The 17,756-nt window shown below is 75.4% G+C and carries 17 protein-coding genes and 1 pseudogene; 10 read left to right on the top strand and 8 right to left on the bottom strand.

Features of this window, described 5'->3' with window-relative positions; all coding sequences use genetic code 11:
* The first annotated feature begins 31 nt into the window (after nucleotides 1-31).
* A complete protein-coding gene (locus OSB71_RS08190) occupies nucleotides 32-658 on the top strand; it encodes a TetR/AcrR family transcriptional regulator (RefSeq protein ID WP_265945887.1) in 627 nt (208 codons plus the stop codon).
* Between the two features lie 308 nt (nucleotides 659-966).
* Nucleotides 967-1,902, top strand: a complete 936-nt coding sequence (locus OSB71_RS08185; protein WP_265945885.1) for an NAD(P)-dependent oxidoreductase — start codon at nucleotides 967-969, stop codon at nucleotides 1,900-1,902.
* Between the two features lie 34 nt (nucleotides 1,903-1,936).
* Here OSB71_RS08185 and OSB71_RS24600 read toward each other — a convergent pair.
* The 3 genes and pseudogenes from OSB71_RS24600 to OSB71_RS08175 form a co-directional block, all read right to left on the bottom strand.
* A pseudogene (locus OSB71_RS24600) lies at nucleotides 1,937-2,176 on the bottom strand (DUF6087 family protein); the annotation flags it as partial.
* A gap of 33 nt (nucleotides 2,177-2,209) precedes the next feature.
* On the bottom strand, nucleotides 2,210-2,866 hold the full coding sequence (locus tag OSB71_RS08180) for an acetate uptake transporter family protein (RefSeq protein ID WP_265945882.1): 657 nt from the start codon (nucleotides 2,864-2,866) through the stop codon (nucleotides 2,210-2,212).
* A 221-nt stretch (nucleotides 2,867-3,087) separates the two neighbouring features.
* Nucleotides 3,088-3,663 carry a TerD family protein gene (locus OSB71_RS08175; RefSeq protein ID WP_265945880.1) on the bottom strand — a complete coding sequence of 192 codons (576 nt, stop codon included), beginning with the start codon at nucleotides 3,661-3,663 and terminating at the stop codon, nucleotides 3,088-3,090.
* Nucleotides 3,664-3,828: 165 nt separating this feature from the next.
* Here OSB71_RS08175 and arfB point away from each other — a divergent pair, with 165 nt between their 5' ends.
* Nucleotides 3,829-4,257 (top strand): alternative ribosome rescue aminoacyl-tRNA hydrolase ArfB, encoded by a 429-nt coding sequence (gene arfB / locus OSB71_RS08170; RefSeq protein WP_265945878.1) that lies wholly within the window; start codon nucleotides 3,829-3,831, stop codon nucleotides 4,255-4,257.
* Between the two features lie 195 nt (nucleotides 4,258-4,452).
* Here arfB and OSB71_RS08165 read toward each other — a convergent pair whose 3' ends face one another.
* Nucleotides 4,453-5,136 (bottom strand): TetR/AcrR family transcriptional regulator, encoded by a 684-nt coding sequence (locus OSB71_RS08165; RefSeq protein WP_265945876.1) that lies wholly within the window; start codon nucleotides 5,134-5,136, stop codon nucleotides 4,453-4,455.
* Between the two features lie 91 nt (nucleotides 5,137-5,227).
* On the opposite strand from OSB71_RS08165, the gene OSB71_RS08160 reads away from it, so the two are divergent.
* The 3 genes from OSB71_RS08160 (at nucleotide 5,228) to nagA (ending at nucleotide 8,187) form a co-directional block, all read left to right on the top strand.
* Nucleotides 5,228-5,947: an NAD(P)-dependent oxidoreductase gene (locus OSB71_RS08160; RefSeq protein WP_265945874.1), complete on the top strand. Its 720-nt coding sequence runs from the start codon at nucleotides 5,228-5,230 to the stop codon at nucleotides 5,945-5,947.
* A gap of 129 nt (nucleotides 5,948-6,076) precedes the next feature.
* Complete coding sequence (locus OSB71_RS08155) at nucleotides 6,077-7,015, top strand: ROK family protein (protein WP_265945872.1); 939 nt, start codon at nucleotides 6,077-6,079, stop codon at nucleotides 7,013-7,015.
* Complete coding sequence (gene nagA / locus OSB71_RS08150) at nucleotides 7,012-8,187, top strand: N-acetylglucosamine-6-phosphate deacetylase (RefSeq protein ID WP_265945870.1); 1,176 nt, start codon at nucleotides 7,012-7,014, stop codon at nucleotides 8,185-8,187. The genes OSB71_RS08155 and nagA overlap by 4 nt, the downstream gene beginning before the upstream one ends.
* A gap of 122 nt (nucleotides 8,188-8,309) precedes the next feature.
* Here nagA and OSB71_RS08145 read toward each other — a convergent pair whose 3' ends face one another.
* Nucleotides 8,310-9,335 (bottom strand): carbohydrate-binding protein, encoded by a 1,026-nt coding sequence (locus OSB71_RS08145; RefSeq protein ID WP_265945869.1) that lies wholly within the window; start codon nucleotides 9,333-9,335, stop codon nucleotides 8,310-8,312.
* A gap of 102 nt (nucleotides 9,336-9,437) precedes the next feature.
* Nucleotides 9,438-11,168 carry a diguanylate cyclase CdgB gene (gene cdgB / locus OSB71_RS08140; RefSeq protein ID WP_265945868.1) on the bottom strand — a complete coding sequence of 577 codons (1,731 nt, stop codon included), beginning with the start codon at nucleotides 11,166-11,168 and terminating at the stop codon, nucleotides 9,438-9,440.
* Between the two features lie 480 nt (nucleotides 11,169-11,648).
* Between cdgB and OSB71_RS08135 the strand changes: the two genes are divergently transcribed.
* From OSB71_RS08135 to otsB, 4 genes are all read left to right on the top strand, one after another.
* Nucleotides 11,649-12,125, top strand: a complete 477-nt coding sequence (locus tag OSB71_RS08135) for a flavin reductase family protein (RefSeq protein WP_416237220.1) — start codon at nucleotides 11,649-11,651, stop codon at nucleotides 12,123-12,125.
* 444 nt (nucleotides 12,126-12,569) lie between these two features.
* Nucleotides 12,570-13,847, top strand: coding sequence for an ABC transporter substrate-binding protein (locus OSB71_RS08130; protein WP_441005702.1), 1,278 nt, complete (start codon nucleotides 12,570-12,572; stop codon nucleotides 13,845-13,847).
* Nucleotides 13,848-13,995: 148 nt separating this feature from the next.
* On the top strand, nucleotides 13,996-14,229 hold the full coding sequence (locus tag OSB71_RS08125; protein WP_265945866.1) for a DUF3263 domain-containing protein: 234 nt from the start codon (nucleotides 13,996-13,998) through the stop codon (nucleotides 14,227-14,229).
* Nucleotides 14,230-14,240: 11 nt separating this feature from the next.
* A complete protein-coding gene (otsB, locus tag OSB71_RS08120) occupies nucleotides 14,241-15,071 on the top strand; it encodes a trehalose-phosphatase (RefSeq protein WP_265945864.1) in 831 nt (276 codons plus the stop codon).
* Between the two features lie 54 nt (nucleotides 15,072-15,125).
* On the opposite strand, the gene OSB71_RS08115 is transcribed toward otsB, so the two are convergent.
* Nucleotides 15,126-16,592: an alpha,alpha-trehalose-phosphate synthase (UDP-forming) gene (locus OSB71_RS08115; RefSeq protein WP_265945861.1), complete on the bottom strand. Its 1,467-nt coding sequence runs from the start codon at nucleotides 16,590-16,592 to the stop codon at nucleotides 15,126-15,128.
* Nucleotides 16,593-16,743: 151 nt separating this feature from the next.
* On the bottom strand, nucleotides 16,744-17,703 hold the full coding sequence (locus OSB71_RS08110; RefSeq protein WP_265945841.1) for a glucosyl-3-phosphoglycerate synthase: 960 nt from the start codon (nucleotides 17,701-17,703) through the stop codon (nucleotides 16,744-16,746).
* Nucleotides 17,704-17,756 lie beyond the last annotated feature (53 nt).

The following is a 17,756-nucleotide window of genomic DNA, read 5'->3' as shown; positions in this document are numbered from 1 at the left end:
ACGATCGTTCCTGAACTGGTATCCTGATGTCATGTCGCCACGCCCTAGAAGTTTCGAAGTCGAAGAGGTCCTGGACGCCGCCATGGGCACGTTCTGGGACAACGGGTACGCCGACACCTCGGCCCAGGACCTGGTGGACAGCACGGGCCTGGGCCGAGGCAGCCTCTACAACACGTTCACCAGCAAGAACGGGTTGTTCGAAGCGGTGCTGGGGCGCTACCGCGCCGAGTACACCACCCGGCTCGTGGCCGCGCTGGAGGAGGGCGAGAGCCCGGCGCGCGAGCGCATCCGCGCCGTCCTGCTGGGCGTGGTGGCCGAGGAGGCGGCCGGCGCCTCGGGGCGCCGCGGCTGCCTGGTGGTCAACTCCGCGATGGAGCTGGGCGGGCGCGACGAACGGATCACCGAGCTGGTGCGGGAGAACGTCGCCCGCATCGAGGCGGCCCTGGCGGCGTGCGTCGAGCAGGGGCACCGGGACGGCTCGATCGAGCCGGAGCGCGAGCCCCGGGCGTTCGCGCGGTACCTGCTGAACGCCCTGTACGGGCTCCGCGTGCTCGGCAGGGTCGCCGACCGCCAGACGCTGCTCGACGTCGTCGAGCAGACGCTGCCGCCGCGCCCCGCGGGGCCGCAGACGGCGCCGGAAACGGGCCAGGAGCGGTGAGGGCGGCCGTCCGGCCCGGGCGTTCCCGGTCACCGAGCCCGCGAAGACGGGAGCGCGCCGGAGGCCGGCCCGGTCCGGTGCGCGCCCGCCGGGCGTAGCCGGGTTCGACGAGCCCGGGAGCGCCCGCCGGGCTTCGCGCACGGCCGCAGGGGCGCACCTCGGCCGTTCCACCAGACGTCCGCTCGGCGGCCGTGCGCGCGGCCGCGAGTCCGCCGGGCCCGGCCGAGCGGCGGGAGCCAGTCCGCAGACAGTCCGCACCAGCACCGTGCCGGGCCCGCCGGGGCCCGCCCGACCGCAGGGAGTCACCCATGTCCAGCGCACCGCCCGTCGTCGCCGTGCTCGGCACCGGGATCATCGGAGCCCCCGTCGCGCGCAACCTGAGCCGCGGCGGCTTCACCGTCCGCGCGTGGAACCGCACCCGCGCCAAGGCCGACGCCCTCGGCGCGGACGGCGTGACGGTCGCCGCCACCCCGGCGGAGGCGGTCGAGGGGGCCGACGTCGTCGTCACCGTACTCAAGGACGGCCCCAGCGTCCTGGAGGCCGTCGAGGCCGCCGCGCCGAAGCTGGCCGAGGGGACGGTGTGGGTGCAGGTCAGCACGGTGGGCGAGGCCGTCGACGAACTCGCCGCCTTCGCCGCCGAGGCCGGGCTCGTCTTCGTCGACGCCCCCGTGCAGGGCACCCGTCAGCCCGCCGAGCAGGGCAAGCTCGTGGTGCTCGCCGCCGCGGCGCCGTCGGTGCGGGACACCGTGCAGCCGCTCTTCGACACGATCGGCTCGCGCACGGTCTGGGTCGGCGAGGACGGCGCCTCCGGCGCGGCCAGCCGGCTCAAGCTCGCGCTGAACGTGTGGGTGATCGCCCTGACCCACGGGGTCGGCGAATCGCTCGCCCTCGCACGGGAGCTCGGGGTCGACCCGCGGCACGTGCTGGACGTCGTCTCGGGCGGGCCCATGGACAGCGGCTACTTCCAGGTCAAGTCCGCCGCGATCGTGGCCGGCGACTTCACCACGAGCTTCTCGGTGGACAACGCGGCCAAGGACGCCCGGCTGGCCCTGGCGGCGGCCGACCGCGTCGGCGTCCGGCTGGAGGCCACGGAGGCGGGCCACCGCCGCTTCGAGCGCGCCGCGGAGCTGGGCCACGGCGACAAGGACATGGCCGCCGGCTACCTCGCGAGCTTCGACGCGAAGGGTGCGGCGGGCGCGGCGGACACGCAGGGCGCGGCGGGCGCCGGCGAGGGGCGGGGGTAGCGGGGGCGCTCCGGGCCGGCCGGCGGCCGTCCGTGAGGGGCGGGAGCGCCGGGCCGGGGCGGGCGCCGCTCCGGTCCGGCGCGCGGCGCGGGTGACGCCGCGCTTCCGCCGGCTCGGCGACGACGGCGACGGCCGCCCGCGCGTACCCGTGCCACCGGCTGACGCGCCGGGGCGCGTCCGGGGCGACGTGCGCGTCCCGGGGGCCGTCCGCGAGCGTCACCCCCGGCGTCCACCGGGCCCGGCGCGGGTGAGGTCCGCGCACCCGGGGGCGCGGATCGCGTCGGGCGGCCGGGGCCGTCGGGCGGCCTCACAGCATGCGGCGGACACCGGCCTCGTGCTGCACGCCGGACACCTCGTCCGCCATGGTCCCGTCCGTCGCCGCGCGCCCCGGGCGCCCGCGCAGGGTGGGCACCAGGCCCCGGCCGAGGGAGTCCTCGGAGACGAAGGCGAGCGCCGCCCACACCGCGACGGCCGCCAGCAGCAGCCCCAGAATCCCGGCCACGGTCTCCCAGCCGTCCGCCGAGGTCATCTCGTACAGCCCGGTGGCGACGAACCGGCAGGCCGCCGTGGCCAGGACGGCGCTGGCCAGCAGCTTGCCGAAGCCCGCGCTCACCACGACGACCAGCAGCCCGGCCGCCGAGACGAACAGCAGCAGGCCCACCGCGTCGCTGGTGGTCCCCGGCACCGAACCGAGCTTGGCCAGCCCCACCGTCAGCCACGTCGCAGCCAGCAGCCCCATCCCGGTGCCCGCCACCACGTCGCGCCCGAGGAACCCCAGTACGGACGCCAGCCCCTGCATCGGCACCGCGAACGCCACCAGCACGAGTCCGACGACGCCGGACTCCCCGGGGCCCACCCACCCGAGCTGCGCGCCCGCCAGCACGAACGTCGCCCCCGCCAGCCCGAGGAACCCCAGCGGCAGCGGGCTCCCCAGCGGTCGCAGGAAGATCCGCACGTCACTCATGGGCCACCGCCCTGTCACCCGGAACCAGCATTCCGCCGGGGTACCCGCCCCCCGGCGCCCCATGCGCCCCAGCACGTCGCCGCCCGGAACCGGGCCGCGCCGCCTGGGCCGGGCAAGGCGAAGGGGCCCACCTCCGGAGCGGTGGGCCCCCTCTGACCTGCTTCCGACCTGCTGGTGACCTGCGCGGTCCACCGGGCCGGCGGTACCGTGGCGGGTGGCCGTTACACGTTGACGCCGAAGTCCTGCGCGATGCCGGTGAGGCCGGAGGCGTAGCCCTGGCCGACGGCGCGGAACTTCCACTCCTGGCCGTTGCGGTAGATCTCGCCGAAGACCATGGCCGTCTCGGTGGCCGCGTCTTCGCTCAGGTCGTAGCGGGCGATCTCCTGCTGGTTCGCCTGGTTGACGATGCGGATGAACGCGTTGCGCACCTGGCCGAAGTTCTGGCTGCGCGACTCGGCGTCGTAGATGGAGACCGGGAAGACGATCTTCTCGATCTCGGCGGGCAGCGTCTCCAGGTTGACGTTGATCTGCTCGTCGTCACCGCCGCCCTCGCCGGTGCGGTTGTCGCCGGTGTGGACGATGGCCTGCTCCGGCGACGCGGTGTTGTTGAAGAAGACGAAGTGCTGGTCGGTGTGGACCTTGCCGGCGGCGTTGACCGCGATGGCGCTCGCGTCCAGGTCGAAGTCGGTGCCGGTGGTCGTGCGGACGTCCCAGCCGAGGCCAACCGTCACCGCGGTGAGGCCCGGGGCCTCCTTGGAGAGCGATACGTTGCCGCCCTTGGACAGGCTCACAGCCATGGGAGAAGTCCCTTTCTCGTGGTTCCGCTCGTCAGGTGCCGACGACGGTACAGTCACTTCCCACAACGTCGCGGGGGTACGCGCGGGTTCCAGCCCGCGAAAGCGCGTGCGGCATGGCCGGAATCCACGTGCGGCATCGGGGGTTCGGCGGGGAACATGGGGGGCATGTCCGGTCCCCACGTCATCCGCGGTTCCGTCGTCCTGCCGGAGTCGGAGCTGCGCTGGCGGTTCTCCCGCTCCTCGGGGCCCGGCGGGCAGCACGTGAACACCAGCGACACCCAGGTGGAGCTGCGCTTCGACCTCGCGGCGACGGACGCGCTGCCGCCGGTGTGGAAGGAGCGCGCCCTGGAGCGCCTGGCGCCCCGGCTGGTGGACGGCGTGCTCACCGTCCGCGCCGCGGAGCACCGCTCGCAGTGGCGCAACCGGGAGACGGCGGCGGCGCGCATGGCGTCGCTGCTGGCGGAGGCGACGGCGCCGCCGCGGCCCCCGCGCAAGCGCAAGAAGGTCCCGCGCGGCGTGGTGGAGCGGCGGCTGCGCGGCAAGCGGCACCGCGGGGACATCAAGCGCGGCCGCCAGGGGCGCGGCTGGGACTGACCCGGCCGCCCGCGCCGCGCCCCTCGTGCCGCGTCCGTCAGGGCTCGCCCGTCAAGGAGCGGCGTCCGGTGCGGTGCCGCGCGGGGCGCCGGACCGGCGGCGTAGTGGGCGCGGGGTGCCTACCAGGTCGCTTCGGCAACGCCGCGGGGCGCCGGGCCGGGGCGCCGCGACGGGGCGAACCCGGCTGACGCTCCGCTAGCTCCCCGCCTCCTCGTCCGGCCGCAGGGCGTCGAGGATCAGGGTGAGGCCGAAGGAGAACTCCTCGGCGTAGTCGTACTCCGGCGTGAACGCGTGCTGCGTGACGAGTTCGGCGAGGTGCGGGTAGGCGTCGGCGGGCATCTCGCGCAGGATGGCGCCCGCGACCTGGTCCAGCTCCGCCGAGCCGTTGAACGGCAGGCTCAGCTCCTGGAGCACGAAGCCGTACAGGTAGCTGTCGATCAGTGAGAAGGCGTGCGCGGCCATCGCCACGGAGAAGCCGCCGGTGCGCAGCGTGCCGATGACGGCGTCGTGGTGGCGCAGGGTCGCCGGGCCGGGCCGGAGCCGGGAGTCCATCAGGGAGACGGCCCACGGGTGCCGCCGGAGCACGGCGCGGGCGGAGGCCGTGCGGTGGCGCAGGGCGCTCTTCCAGTCCGTGTCGCGCGGCGGCAGGTCGATCTCGCCGAAGACGGCGTCCACCATGCCGTCCAGGATGTCCTCCTTGCCCGCGACGTGGTGGTAGAGCGACATCGCCTCGACGCCCAGCGGTTCGGCGATGGCCCGCATGGTGAGCGCGGCCGACCCCTTCTCGTCCGCCACCGCCACGGCCGTGCGGACGACCCGCTCGCGGCTGAGCGGGGTCCGCGGCGGCGTTCCGCGTCGGCTCCTGCTCCCCTGGCGCATTCGCTGCTCCTTCGCTGCCTTGACCATCTTACGGCGTAAGGCTAGCTTACCTTACAACGTAAGGTCAGCACTGCGGCGAGGGAGATGTGTCATGGGCACGGACGGCGTGAAGAACGTGCAGAAGGTCTGCATCGTCGGGGCTTCGGGGAAGCTCGGGCAGTACCTGGTCCGGCACGCGCTGGAGCGCGGCTACGAGGTGGTCGGCGTGTGCCGCGAGCGCAGCGTGCCGAAGCTCGCCGCGTTCGAGGGCCGGATCACCGTCGTCCCCGGGCCCACGAACGACCCGGAGGTGATCCGGCGGGCGGTCGAGGGGTGCGACGGGGTGCTCACGGTGCTGGTGCCCTGGGGGGTGCGGCAGTACGCGTCGGGCACGGCGCAGGCGGTGCTCGACCACGCGCGGCCCGGTGCGCGCCTGGTCTTCTCCTGCGGCTGGCACATCACGCGTGACGGCCGGGACACGTACTCGTGGATGTTCAGGGCCGGCGTCCGGATCGCCGCCTGGCTGGGCAAGCTCGTCCGCTACGTCGAGATCGACGACCAGGTCGAGGCGTGCCGCCGGGTGTTCGCCAGCGACACCCGGTGGACCGTGGTGCGCGGCAGCACGCTGGAGGAGGGCGAGAGCCAGGGCCTGCCCGTGTGGAGCCGGCACGTGGGGGACCCGGTGCTGGCCAGCGACCTGACGCGCCGGGTGGACTTCGCGCTGTTCATGGTGGCCGCGCTCACCGACGACGCGCTGGTCCGGGAGGCCCCGGCGATCGTCGGCCGCCTCACCCCCAGCGCCCTCGCCCACGCCTTCGGCGAGCACGTGTAGGGCCCGCCGGAGAGCGGCGGGGCGCGGGTGGGACGGGGGTGTGCGCGGCGGTCCCGGAGGGGCGCGCGGGCGCGCCGTCCGCGACAGGTGGACTAGACCTCTTGCCGCTTGTCGGGGACACTGACCCCCGTGAGATACGTCATCGCCCTGGACGTGGGCGGCACCGGGATGAAGGCTGCCCTGGTGGGGGTGGACGGCGAGCTGCTGTACCAGGCCCGCAGGCCCACCGAGCGCGAGCGCGGCCCGGACGCCGTGACCGCCGCCGTGCTGGCCTTCGCCGCCGACCTCCGCCGGACCGGCGTGGAGCGGCACGGCACCGAGCCCGCCGCCGCGGGCGTCGCCGTCCCCGGCATCCTCGACGAGCCCGCGGGCGTCGTCCGCTTCGCGGCCAACCTCGGCTGGACGGACCTGCCGCTGCGCGCGCTGCTCACCGAGCACCTGGGCCTGAACGTCCCCGTGGCGCTCAGCCACGACGTGCGCACCGGCGGCCTGGCCGAAGGCCGCATCGGCGCCGGAGCGGGCGTGGACCGCTTCGTGTTCGTGCCGCTGGGCACGGGCATCGCGGGCGCCATCGGCATCGACGGCCGGGTCGAGGCCGGCGCGCACGGCGGGGCGGGCGAGATCGGCCACGTCGTGGTCCGGCCCGGCGGCGCGGCCTGCGGCTGCGGGCAGCGCGGCTGCCTGGAGACGCTCGCCTCCGCCTCCGCCGTCGGCCGGGCCTGGGCCGCCGCCAGCGGCGACCCGGAGGCCACCGCCGCCGACGCCGCCCGGGCCGTCGCCGCGGGCGACCCGCGTGCCCGGGCCGTGTGGGCCGACGCGGTGGACGCGCTCGCCACCGGCTTGGTCACCGCCCTCACCCTGCTGGACCCGCGCATGCTCGTCATCGGCGGCGGGCTGGCCGAGGCGGGCGACACCCTCTTCACCCCCCTCCGCGAAGCCGTCAGCGCCAAGGTGACGTTCCAGCGGCTGCCCCTGATCGTGCCCGCGGCCCTGGGGGACGCCGCCGGCTGCCTGGGCGCGGGGCTCCTCGCCTGGGACCTGCTCTCCGCGGAGGTTGCGACCCGATGACGGTGACACACACGGCACGGACGGCGACGGGACAGGTGGTGCTGACCGCCGCCCAGGTGGTGACGCCCTCCGGCGTGCTCGACGGCGGCCGGGTGACGGTCGAGGGCGGGCGTATCGCGTCCGTCGACGCGGCGCCCGCCGCGGGCCCGGAGGCGTCCGGGCCGACCGGCCACTACCTCCTCCCCGGCTTCGTCGACCTGCACAACCACGGCGGCGGCGGCGCCTCCTTCACCTCCGGCACCGCCGAGGACGTGCTCACCGGCGTCCGCACGCACCGCGCGCACGGCACCACCACGCTCGTCGCCTCCACCGTCACCGGCGATCTGGCCACGCTCGCGCGGCAGGCCGGGCTCCTCGCGGAGCTGGTGCAGCAGGGGGACCTGGCGGGCGTCCACTTCGAGGGCCCGTTCATCTCGCCCTGCCGCAAGGGCGCGCACAGCGAGGAGCTGCTGCGCGACCCGGACCCGGCCGAGGTGCGCAAGCTGGTGGACGCCGCCCACGGCACCGCCGTGATGTGCACGCTGGCCACCGAGCGCCCCGGCGGGCTGGAGGCCGTGCGCACCCTGGTCGACCACGGCGTCATCGCGGCCGTCGGCCACACCGACGCGACCTACGAGCAGACCCGGGAGGCGATCGACGCGGGCGCCACCGTGGCCACCCACCTGTTCAACGCCATGCCGGCGCTCAACCACCGCGCGCCGGGCCCGGTCGCCGCGCTGCTGGAGGACGAGCGCGTCACGGTGGAGCTGATCAACGACGGCGTGCACCTGCACCCCGCCGCGCTGCGGCTCGCCGCCACGCAGGTGGGTCCGGACCGCACCGCGTTCGTCACCGACGCGATGGACGCCGCCGGGTTCGGCGACGGACGCTACCGGCTCGGCCCGCTGGAGGTCGACGTGGTCGACGGCGTGGCGCGGCTGGCCGTCGGCGGCTCCATCGCCGGGTCGACGCTCACCCTGGACACGGCGCTGCGCCGCGCGGTCACGGTGGACGGCCTGCCGCTGGTCGACGCCGTGCGCGCGGTGTCCACCAACCCGGCGCGCCTGCTCGGCCGGTCCGACCGCATCGGGGCCATCGCCCCCGGCCTGGACGCCGACCTGGTGCTCCTGGACGCCGACTTCACCGTCACCGGCGTGCTGCGCAAGGGCGAGTGGGTGGTCCAGCCCGGCTGACCCGTGCGACCCGTGCGGCGGCCCGCAGCGGAGCACGCGTGCGGCCCGCGCGGGTGGTGCGGTGCGGGCGAGACCGCCCCCGCGCGCGGGCGCCCACGGACCGGGCGCCCGGTCCGTGGGCGTCAGCCGCCGTCCGGCGCGAGCCACACCCGGTCGACGGCCACGTCGCACTGGTCGCCCTCGGCGCAGGTGAGCCGGAACACGTTCTGGCCCTCGTCCACCCGCACCTCGGCGTAGGTGTAGGTCCAGGACTTCTCCCAGGCGCCCTCGGGGCCGTGCGCGAAGTTCTTGAAGTTGACGTTCTGCGGCTGCGCGGCGTCGTTGACCTGGAGGCTCAGCTTCATGTCCTTGCCGGGCACGGTGTAGCCGTAGTAGAGGCGGTAGGTCCCCGCCTCGGGCACCTCGGTGCTCCACGTCACCGTCGCGCCCGGCTGGTCGAGGCCCGTGACGTACTTGCCGTCGCGGGCCTTGGAGCCGGACACCTCCCCGGCGACGAGGGGCCCGTTGTCCAGCCGGAGGCTGGAGGCGTCCTCGCTGGGCAGCTCGGCCGTCTCCTTCTCGTCGGAGGCCTGCTCGTCCCCCGGCTGCGGCTCGCGCTCGTCCTGCTGTCCGGGGTCGTCACCGCCCCGCCCGTCGCCGGCGACCGCGTCGGTGCCGGGCTTGCCGGGGTCGTCGTCCCCGCTGAAGGTGAGGGCCGCGCCGACGCCGATGACGACCGCGCCGACCACCGCGAGCGCGCCGATGAGCAGGCCGTTGCGCCGGGTGCCGGAGCCGCCGCCCTTCGCGGCGGCCGTGCGGCGGGCGGCCTCCCGGCCGCCGGGCTGGGTCTCGGGCGCGGCGTAGTGGGCGTTGGGGTAGGCGGCGTCGGGAGGCGCGGCGGGTGGCGCCTGCGGGTAGCCGTACCCCCCGGAGCGCCGGCCGGGCGGGGGGCCCTGCGGGTAGCCGTACCCCGAGGCGGGCTGGGCCTGCGGGCCGTGGCCCTGGTGCTGCCCGTACCGGCGCTCGCCGACCGCGCGGACGTCGTGGTAGGAGGTGCGGGGGACGCCCTGCTGCTGGGCGGGGGCCTGCTGGCCGCCTTCCTGTCGGTACAGGTAACCGAACGGGTCGTCGCCCTCCGGCGGCTGCGTACCGTTGTGACCGGCGGTCATCCCCTGTTCTCCTCATACGGCATCGTCTGACCCCGCGCAGCCTACCCCGTTCGGGGGACACACCGGTCGGGCGTCCGGCGGTGCCCGCGGCGCCCGCCCGCGTCAGCCCGCCCGGCGCTGCCCCTTTGACCTGGCGCGTTTCTCCACGTACATCCGTTGGTCGGCGGACTGCAAGATCTCCTCCACCGACTGGCCGCACGCCGCCCAACTGATGCCGAAGCTCGCGCCCACCCGCACCTGGCGGCCCTCGACCCGGATGGGCGGGATGATGGCGTTGCGCAGCCGCACCGCGAGGTCGCCGGCGTCCGCCCGCCCGAGGCCGTCGGCCAGGACGACGAACTCGTCACCGCCGAGCCGGGCCACGGTGTCGTTGTCGCGCACCCCGGCCGTCAGCCGCCGGGCGACCTCGATGAGCACCGCGTCCCCGCAGTGGTGGCCGTAGCGGTCGTTGATCGACTTGAAGCCGTCCAGGTCGCAGAAGAGCACCGCCAGGCCCTTGTCGGAGGGGGTGTCACCCTCCGGCTGGGCGACGTGGGCGTGGTGGTCGAAGCCGCCGCCGACGGGGTGCGGTGCCGCGAACCCGGGGCCGTCGGGGCCCGCGCCCAGCACGCCCCCGGTGCCGAAGCCCGGCACGTCGGCGGTGAAGTCCTCCGGCCCGTAGGCGGCGCCGGAGGCGGCGTGCGGCCCGCCCGCCGCCGCGAAGGCGTGGGCGGCGGCCGGGTGCGCGTCCGGCTCGTGCACCGGGGCGGGCCCGGGGCACTCGCACAGCCGGGCGCTGAGCCGGGCGCGCAGCTCGGCGCTGTTGGGCAGGCCGGTGAGCGAGTCGTGGCTGGCGCGGTGCGCGAGCTGGAGCTCGTGCCGCTTGCGCTCCTCGATGTCCTCGACGTGGGTGAGCAGGAAGCGCGGCCCGTCGGCGACGTCCGCGACCACGGAGTTGCGCAGCGACACCCACACGTAGGAGCCGTCGCGGCGGCTCATGCGCAGCTCGGCGCGCCCGCCCTCGGCGGCGGTGCGCAGCAGCGTGCCGATGTCCTCGGGGTGGACGAGGTCGGAGAAGGAGTAGCGCCGCATCATCGAGGCCGGGCGGCCCAGCAGGCGGCACAGGGCGTCGTTGGCCTTGATGAGACGGCCGTGCTGGTCCCCGCCCATCTCGGCGATCGCCATGCCGCTGGGCGCGAACTCGAACGCGGCGCGGAAGCTCTCCTCGCTCGCCCGCAGCGCCTGCTGCTCGCGCTCCAGCCGGACCAGGGCGCGCTGCATGTTGGCGCGCAGCCGGGCGTTGGAGATCGCTATGGCCGCCTGGAACGCGTACATCTGCAACGCCTCGCACCCCCAGGCACCGGGGCGGCGGCCGGTGCGGGGCCTGTCGACGGATATGACGCCCAGCAGGTCGCCGTCGGAGGTGTACATGGGGGCGAAGAGGCGGTCCATGGGGTGCCACTCGCCGGCGTAGCGCGGGGCGGGGCCGGGGGTGTGCCACTGCGGCACGTCGTCGTCGTCCAGCACCCAGCCCTCGGTGTAGGGGACGAAGCGCAGCTCGCCCCAGGCCTCGCCCAGCGACAGGCGGCGCTCCCAGGAGGCGCGGGAGCCGACCCGGCCCGCCATCATCGACTCGGCGCCGGTGCTCCCGGCGACGGCGGCGACCACCAGGTCCCCGTCGGGCCGCACCAGGTTGACGGCGGCCATCTCGAACCCGAGGCCGGTGACGACGCCGTCGGCCACGGTCTGGAGGGTGTCGGCGAGGCTGCGGGCGGTGTTGAGCTGGGCCACCGACTGGTGCAGGCGGCGCAGCGTGGTGAGGCGGACGGCCGGCTCCGGATCGGTGGTCTCCATCGCCCTCCCCCCGTGGCTCGTGCGTACGCTCTCGTGCCACTCGTCCGAGTGTCCCCGCCACTGAATCACAGGCTGCTGCCCACTCGGTACACAGGGTCAACAAATAATCCCATCTGTGACTCATGTCACAGTAGGATGAACTGGTGTGGCGGAGTGTGGTGTGAGCGCTCCCAATCTGCTGGTGTAGGCGTGCATATGCCCACCGCACGGCGTGACGGCAACCAGCGTTCCCGTTTTCCGGCTGATCATGCCGCAACCCTGCGGCGCGGGCCCCGCCGGGCGTCCCGGGGGTCCCGGGGGTCCTAGGACCCGACTCGTCCCCGGGCCCGATGCGGGGCCGTGGCGCCGGTGGTTAGCGTCGTGGGTGTGTACCCGACAGCAGCGCAGACCCATGTCCAGCACCCGGCCGAACCGACCCGGGCCCCCGGGGCCGGCGTCCCGCATCCTGAAGGGGTGAACGAGGAGCAGTTCCGGGCCGCGATGGCCCGGCTCGCGGCCGGTGTCGTGCTGGTGACGGCCTACGACCCCGAGGACGGCCCGCAGGGCGCCTACGTCGGCATGACCGCGACCGCGTTCGTCTCCGTCTCGCTCGACCCGCCGCTCGTCCTGCTCAGCGTGCGCACCGGCTCCCGTATGGAGGAGGTCCTCGCGCGCCGCCCGCTGTGGGCGGCCAACCTCCTCGCCGAGCACCAGCGCCAGGTCGCCGGGCGGTTCGCGATGAAGGGACGGCTCAGCGACCGGCTGCTGTTCTCCGAGCTCCCGCACGAGCGCGGCGACGTGGCCGAGGCGCCCCTGGTGGACGGCGCGCTCGCGCAGCTCGAATGCCGCACCGAGGAGCGGGTGCCCGCCGGGGACCACACGCTGCTCGTCGCCCGCGTCCTGACCGCGCACGTCCGCGGCTCCGGCACCGACGGCCCCCTCACCTACTTCCAGGGCCGCTACCGCCCCCTGGGCTGACCCCGGGGCCCCCCGCCCCCGGGTGCCCGCGTCCGCGGGTGCCTGTGCCTCCGGGTAGCTGTGTCCGGGTGGCCGTCCTCCTCGTTCGGCCGCCTCCCGGGCCCCTGCCGCCCGGCCCGCCGTCCGGTCGCCGTCCGTGCTCCCGCTGCGGACGCGGGCCGGCGAACGGGCGGGCCGTGACCAGCCGCTTACCGGGTGTCGCACCGGGGACCCGGGCGGCGCTCGTCCCGCGTTGACCACGTGCGGTAACCGGGGGGCCGGTGTGCACGGAATTCCGCAGGCGATGGAGACTCATACCTTGCGTCCGGCGCAACAGCGGGTGAAAACTCGCCACCGCCCCACCCGTGGCCCAACCGGGTCGCGACCGGGGTGTGCGGACGTGCACGACAGCTCCGAGCGCACCACTCCCGCGCCCGGAGGCGGCGAACACCAAAGGGGACGGCAGTGCGACGGCGGCGTTTCTTGGCCCTCGCGGCGACGGGCATGGTCAGCGGCGTGGGTCTGGCGGCCACCGGCTGCGGCGGCGACGCGGGCGGCGGCGACGTCACCCTCAAGCTCGTGGCCGCCGAGTACGGCACTCCGGGCAACAGCGCGCAGGAGTGGTGGGACGGCGTCGTCAGCGCCTTCCGCGCCCAGCACCCGGAGATCGGCGTCGACGTCACGATCTACGGCTGGAGCGAGGTCGACCGCAAGGTCGCCGAGATGGTGGAGGCGGGGGAGGCCCCCGACATCGCGCAGATCGGCTCCTACGCCGACTACGCCGCGAACGGCGACATCTACCCGGCAGGCGACCTGCTCTCCATACCCGTGCAGGCCGACTTCCTGCCCGGGCTCGCGCAGGCCGGCGAACTGCGCCGCACCCAGTACGGCCTGCCCTTCGCCGCCAGCACGCGGCTGCTGTTCTACAACAAGTCCCTCTTCCGCAGCGCCGGCCTCGACCCGGAGAAGCCGCCGACGACGTGGGAGGAGCTGCGCGAGGCGGCCCGGGTGCTGGAGGAGGCCGGGGTCGAGATCCCCTACGCCCTGCCGCTCGGCCCGGAGGAGGCGCAGGCCGAGACCATGCTGTGGATGCTCAGCGGTGGCGGCGGCTACACCAACAACGTCGGCACCTACACCATCGACTCCGAGGAGAACGTCCGCACCTTCACCTGGCTGCGCGACAAGCTCGTCCGGGGCGGGCTCATCCAGCCGCAGAGCCCGGCCAAGACCAACCGCCAGGCGATGTTCGACGCCTTCGCCGCCGGCCGGGTCGGCATGCTCAACGGGCACCCGGTGCTGATCGAGCAGTCCCGCCGGAACGACGTGGAGTACGGCACCGCGCCGCTGCCCGGCCGCGACGGCGTCTCCCAGTCCACCATGGGGGTCGCCGACTGGATCATGGGGTTCAAGCAGCGTGGCCACCGCGCCGAGATCGGCACCTTCCTGGACTTCCTGTTCGGTCTGGAGCAGTACTACACGCTCGTCGAACGCTTCGACCTGCTGCCCGTGACGACCTCCGCATCCGACCGGATGAGCGAGGACGACGACCAGAAGCACCTCCAGTCCTTCCTGGAGCAGCTCCCGGCCGCCGTCTTCTACCCCGTGGACAAGGTGTCCTGGTCGCAGACCAGCCGCGACATCAAGGAGACCATCGGCGAGGCCGTCCACCCCGGCGGCAGCGCGGAGAACCTCCTCGGCTCCCTTCAGCGCAAGGCGCTCTCGGCGGAGTCCGCCGCCCTGTGACGCCGCGCCTCCGGCCCGCCGACGGCGGGCCGGAGGCGCGGCGTCGCGCCGGGGCACGGCCCCCCGGCGCGCCCGGCGACCGCCTCCCGCGCGCGCCGCTGTGGGCGGAGCCGGTTACGTTGGAGCGGGGAAGCGGGGAGGTGAGAGCGTGGAGCCCAGCGGGCTGTCCGAGCGCGAGGAGGCCGTGCTGGCGCACGAGCGGCGCGGCTGGCCGGGCCCCGGCGCCAAGGAGCGGGCGATACGCGAGGAACTCGACCTCTCACCCACGCGCTACTACCAGATTCTCAACGCCCTCCTCGACGACGCACGCGCCCTCGCCCACGATCCGGTGACCGTCAACCGCCTCCGCAGGCGCCGCGACGCCCAGCGCCGGCGCCGGTAGGCTCGGGCGCCATGGCCGGCATCGACGCATCCCTCCCCGACGTGACGACGGCCCAGGGCCGCACCGGGCTCGCGGCCCTGCGCGCGGCGCCCGAGCGCTCCGTCGTCGCGCTCGACTTCGACGGCACCCTGGCGCCGATCGTCCCCGACCCCGACCAGGCCCGCCCCCACCCCGACGTGCTCCCCGTCCTCAGCCGGCTGGCGCCGCGCCTGCGCGCGCTCGCCGTCGTCACCGGCCGCCCCGCCGAGCTGGCCGTCCGCTACGGCGGCTTCGCGGGCGCCCCCGGTCTGGAGAAACTGACGGTGCTGGGCGCCTACGGCGCGGAGCGCTGGGACGCGGCCACCGGGCGGCTGACCGCCCCGCCCCCCGACCCGGGCGTCCTGGCCGCCCGGGACGAGCTGCCCGCCCTGCTGCGGGAGCTGGCGGCCCCCGGCGGCGTCCGCGTGGAGGACAAGGGCCTGGCCGTCGCCGTCCACACCCGCCAGGCGCCCGACCCCGCGGGCGCGTTCGCGAGCCTGCGGGCACCGCTGACGGCGCTCGCAGAGCGCCACGCCCTCCAGCTCGAACCCGGGCGCTTCGTCCTCGAACTGCGCCCGCACGGCATGGACAAGGGGCGCGCCCTGACCGCCCTCCTCACCGAGCTGGACGCGGGCCCGGTCCTCTACGCCGGTGACGACCTCGGTGACCTCGCGGCCTTCGACGCCGTGGACCGCCGCCGCGCCGACGGGCCGCCGGGCCTGCTGGTGTGCAGCGGCAGCGCCGAGGTCACCGCGCTGACCGACCGCGCCGACGTGGTCGTGGACGGCCCCCCGGGCGTGGCCGCCTTCCTCGCGGCGCTGTGACGCCGCGCCTTCGGCGTTGCCCCGGCGCGCGGGAGTGACGCCCGCCCGGGCGGGTCACGGGGTGTGCAGGGCGTCCAGTTGGGCCAGGAACCAGGCCTGGGGCGGCAGGGCGGTGGCCGCGGCGGCCAGGCGCTCGGTGCGGGCGGCGCGTTCCTCTGGGGGCATGGCGAGCGCGGTGTGCAGCGCCGCGGCGGTGCCCGCGATGTCGTACGGGTTGACCGGCAGCGCGTCCTGCGCCAGCTCCGCCGCCGCGCCCGCCTCCCGGGACAGCACCAGCGCGCACCCCGCGTCGGAGACGACCGGCACCTCCTTGGCCACCAGGTTCATGCCGTCCCGGATCGGGTTGACCAGGGCCACGTCGGCCAGCCGGTAGGCGGCCAGCGAGCGGGCGAAGTCGTCCTTCACGTGCAGCACGACGGGCGTCCACGAGGCCGTGCCGAACTCGGCGTTGACCTCGTCGGCGACGCGCGCGACCTCCTCGGTGTACCGGCGGTACACGGCGAGGTCCTGCCGCGAGGGGTAGGCGAACGCCACGTGCACCACGCGGTCGCGCCACTCGGGCCGGTCCCGCAGCAGCCGCCGGAACGCGTGCAGGCCGCGCACGATGTTCTTGGACAGCTCCGTGCGGTCCACCCGGACGATCGTCCGCCGCGAAGCGCCGGAGTCGTCCGTGCCGATCTGCTCGCGCAGCGCCGCCATGCGCTCGGCGACGTCGTCCCGGTGCGCCCGCTCGCGCAGGAACCCGGCGTCCGCGCCCAGGCCGTGCACCCCGATCCGGGTCGTCCGTCCGGCGTGCGTCACGCGCAGCTCGCCGTCCGGCCGGTCCGCGCCGTCCACGCGCGCGCCGAGCACGTCCGCGCAGCACGCGGCGAACGCCTCCGCCCAGCGGCGGGTGAGGAACGCGGCCCGGTCCGCGCCGAGGACACCGCGCAGCACGTCGGCGGCCACGGCGTCGGGCAGCAGCCGGTAGTAGTCGGCGGGCGCCCACGGGGTGTGGGAGAAGTGGCCGATGCGCAGGTCGGGACGCCGCTCGCGCAGCAGCGCGGGCACCAGCGTGAGGTGGTAGTCCTGCACCATGACGGTCGCGCCCCGTTCGGCGTCCCCGGCGAGGGCGTCGGCGAAGGCGGCGTTGTACGCCTCGTAGGCCGCCCACTGCCGCTCGAACTCGGTGTCGAAGACGGGTTCCAGCGGGGTTTGGTAGAGCAGGTGGTGCACGAACCACAGCACCGAGTTCGCCACGCCGTTGTAGGCGCCGGCGAAGGTGTCGGCGTCGATGTCGAGCATGCGCACGCGCTGGCCGCCGGTGTCCTCGGCGGGCAGCGCGCCGTCCGCGCGGCGGGCGGCCGCCCGGTCGCCCTCGGTCAGTGCGGCGCACACCCACACGGCGTCCGCGTCCTGGCCGATGGCCGACAGACCCGAGACCAGGCCGCCCCCTCCGCGCCTGGCGGTCAGCGTGCCGTCCTCGGCGACGGAGTAGGAGACCGGGCCCCGGTTGGAGGCGACGAGAACCTGGGAGACCATGCCGCGAGCGTATCCGGAACACCGGGCGTTCAAACGACCGTGCGGTTTCCCGCCTCGCCCGCACCGCCCCGCGGGCCCGCTCCCGGGCGGGCCGCCCCGGGGTGCTGCCGCCGGCCGCCCGGGAGCGGAACGCCTGCCCGGGCGGCCGTCCCTACGCCACCGCGCGGGCGGACGCGTACTCCGGGACCGTGCCCATCGGCGGGCGCTCGATCGTGTCGACGCGGTGGGTGCGCGGTGCGAAGCCGCCGTCCGGCACCCGGTCGAACTGGGTGAGCTCGGGCCGGGTCAGCGGCGCCCCGGAGAGCCGGAGCTGCGCGGTGCGGTAGATCGCGGCGGCCATCCGGCCCAGCGCCTGCCCGTCCTGGTTGCGGTGCTTGCGCACGCCGACGTCCACCTGGGCGAGCGCGTCCAGGCCCACCGCGTGCAGCGCGTCCACCAGCAGCGCCAGCTCGACGCCGTAGCCGACCGGGAACGGCATGCGCTCCAGCAGCGAGCGGCGCGCCGCGTACTCCCCGCCCAGCGGCTGCACGAAACCGGCCAGCCGGGGCCAGTGCAGGTTCAGCAGCGGGCGCGCGACCAGCTCCGTCACCCGGCCGCCGCCCGCCGGGCTGTCCCCGAGCGGCCGGTCGTACATGCCCTTGACGAGCTGGAGCGACGGCTCGGTCAGCAGGGGGCCGACGATGCCGGAGACGAACCGGGAGCGGAAGTCCCGCAGGTCGGCGTCGACGAAGCAGACGATCTCCCCGCTGGTGGCCAGCAGCGAGCGCCACAGCACCTCGCCCTTGCCCGGCACGGCCGGTATGCGCGGCAGCAGCGCGTCGCGGTGGACCACCTTCGCCCCCGCGGCGGCGGCCACGTCGCCGGTGCGGTCGGTGGAGCCGGAGTCGACGACGACCAGCTCGTCGACCAGCGGCACCCGCGCCGTCATCAGCTCGGACCGGATACGGGCGACGATGTCGCCGACGGTCGCCTCCTCGTTCAGTGCGGGCAGGACGACGCTCACGCTGCCGCGCGCGCCCGCCGCCCGCTTGGCGTCCAGCAGCCGCGCCAGCGGACGGTCGTCGGCGCTCCAGGAGCGCCGGTGCAGCCAGCTCTCGACCTCGTCCAGCACGAATCGCCTCCCGGATTCACCCGCGGACGGGACCGTCTCGCGGTTCGGACGAC

Origin of the sequence: Streptomyces marinisediminis (assembly GCF_026262575.1) — a bacterium.
Taxonomy (GTDB): domain Bacteria; phylum Actinomycetota; class Actinomycetes; order Streptomycetales; family Streptomycetaceae; genus Streptomyces; species Streptomyces marinisediminis.
Note: the sequence above shows the minus strand (reverse complement) of the source record. Positions and strands in the feature narration are given on the sequence as shown.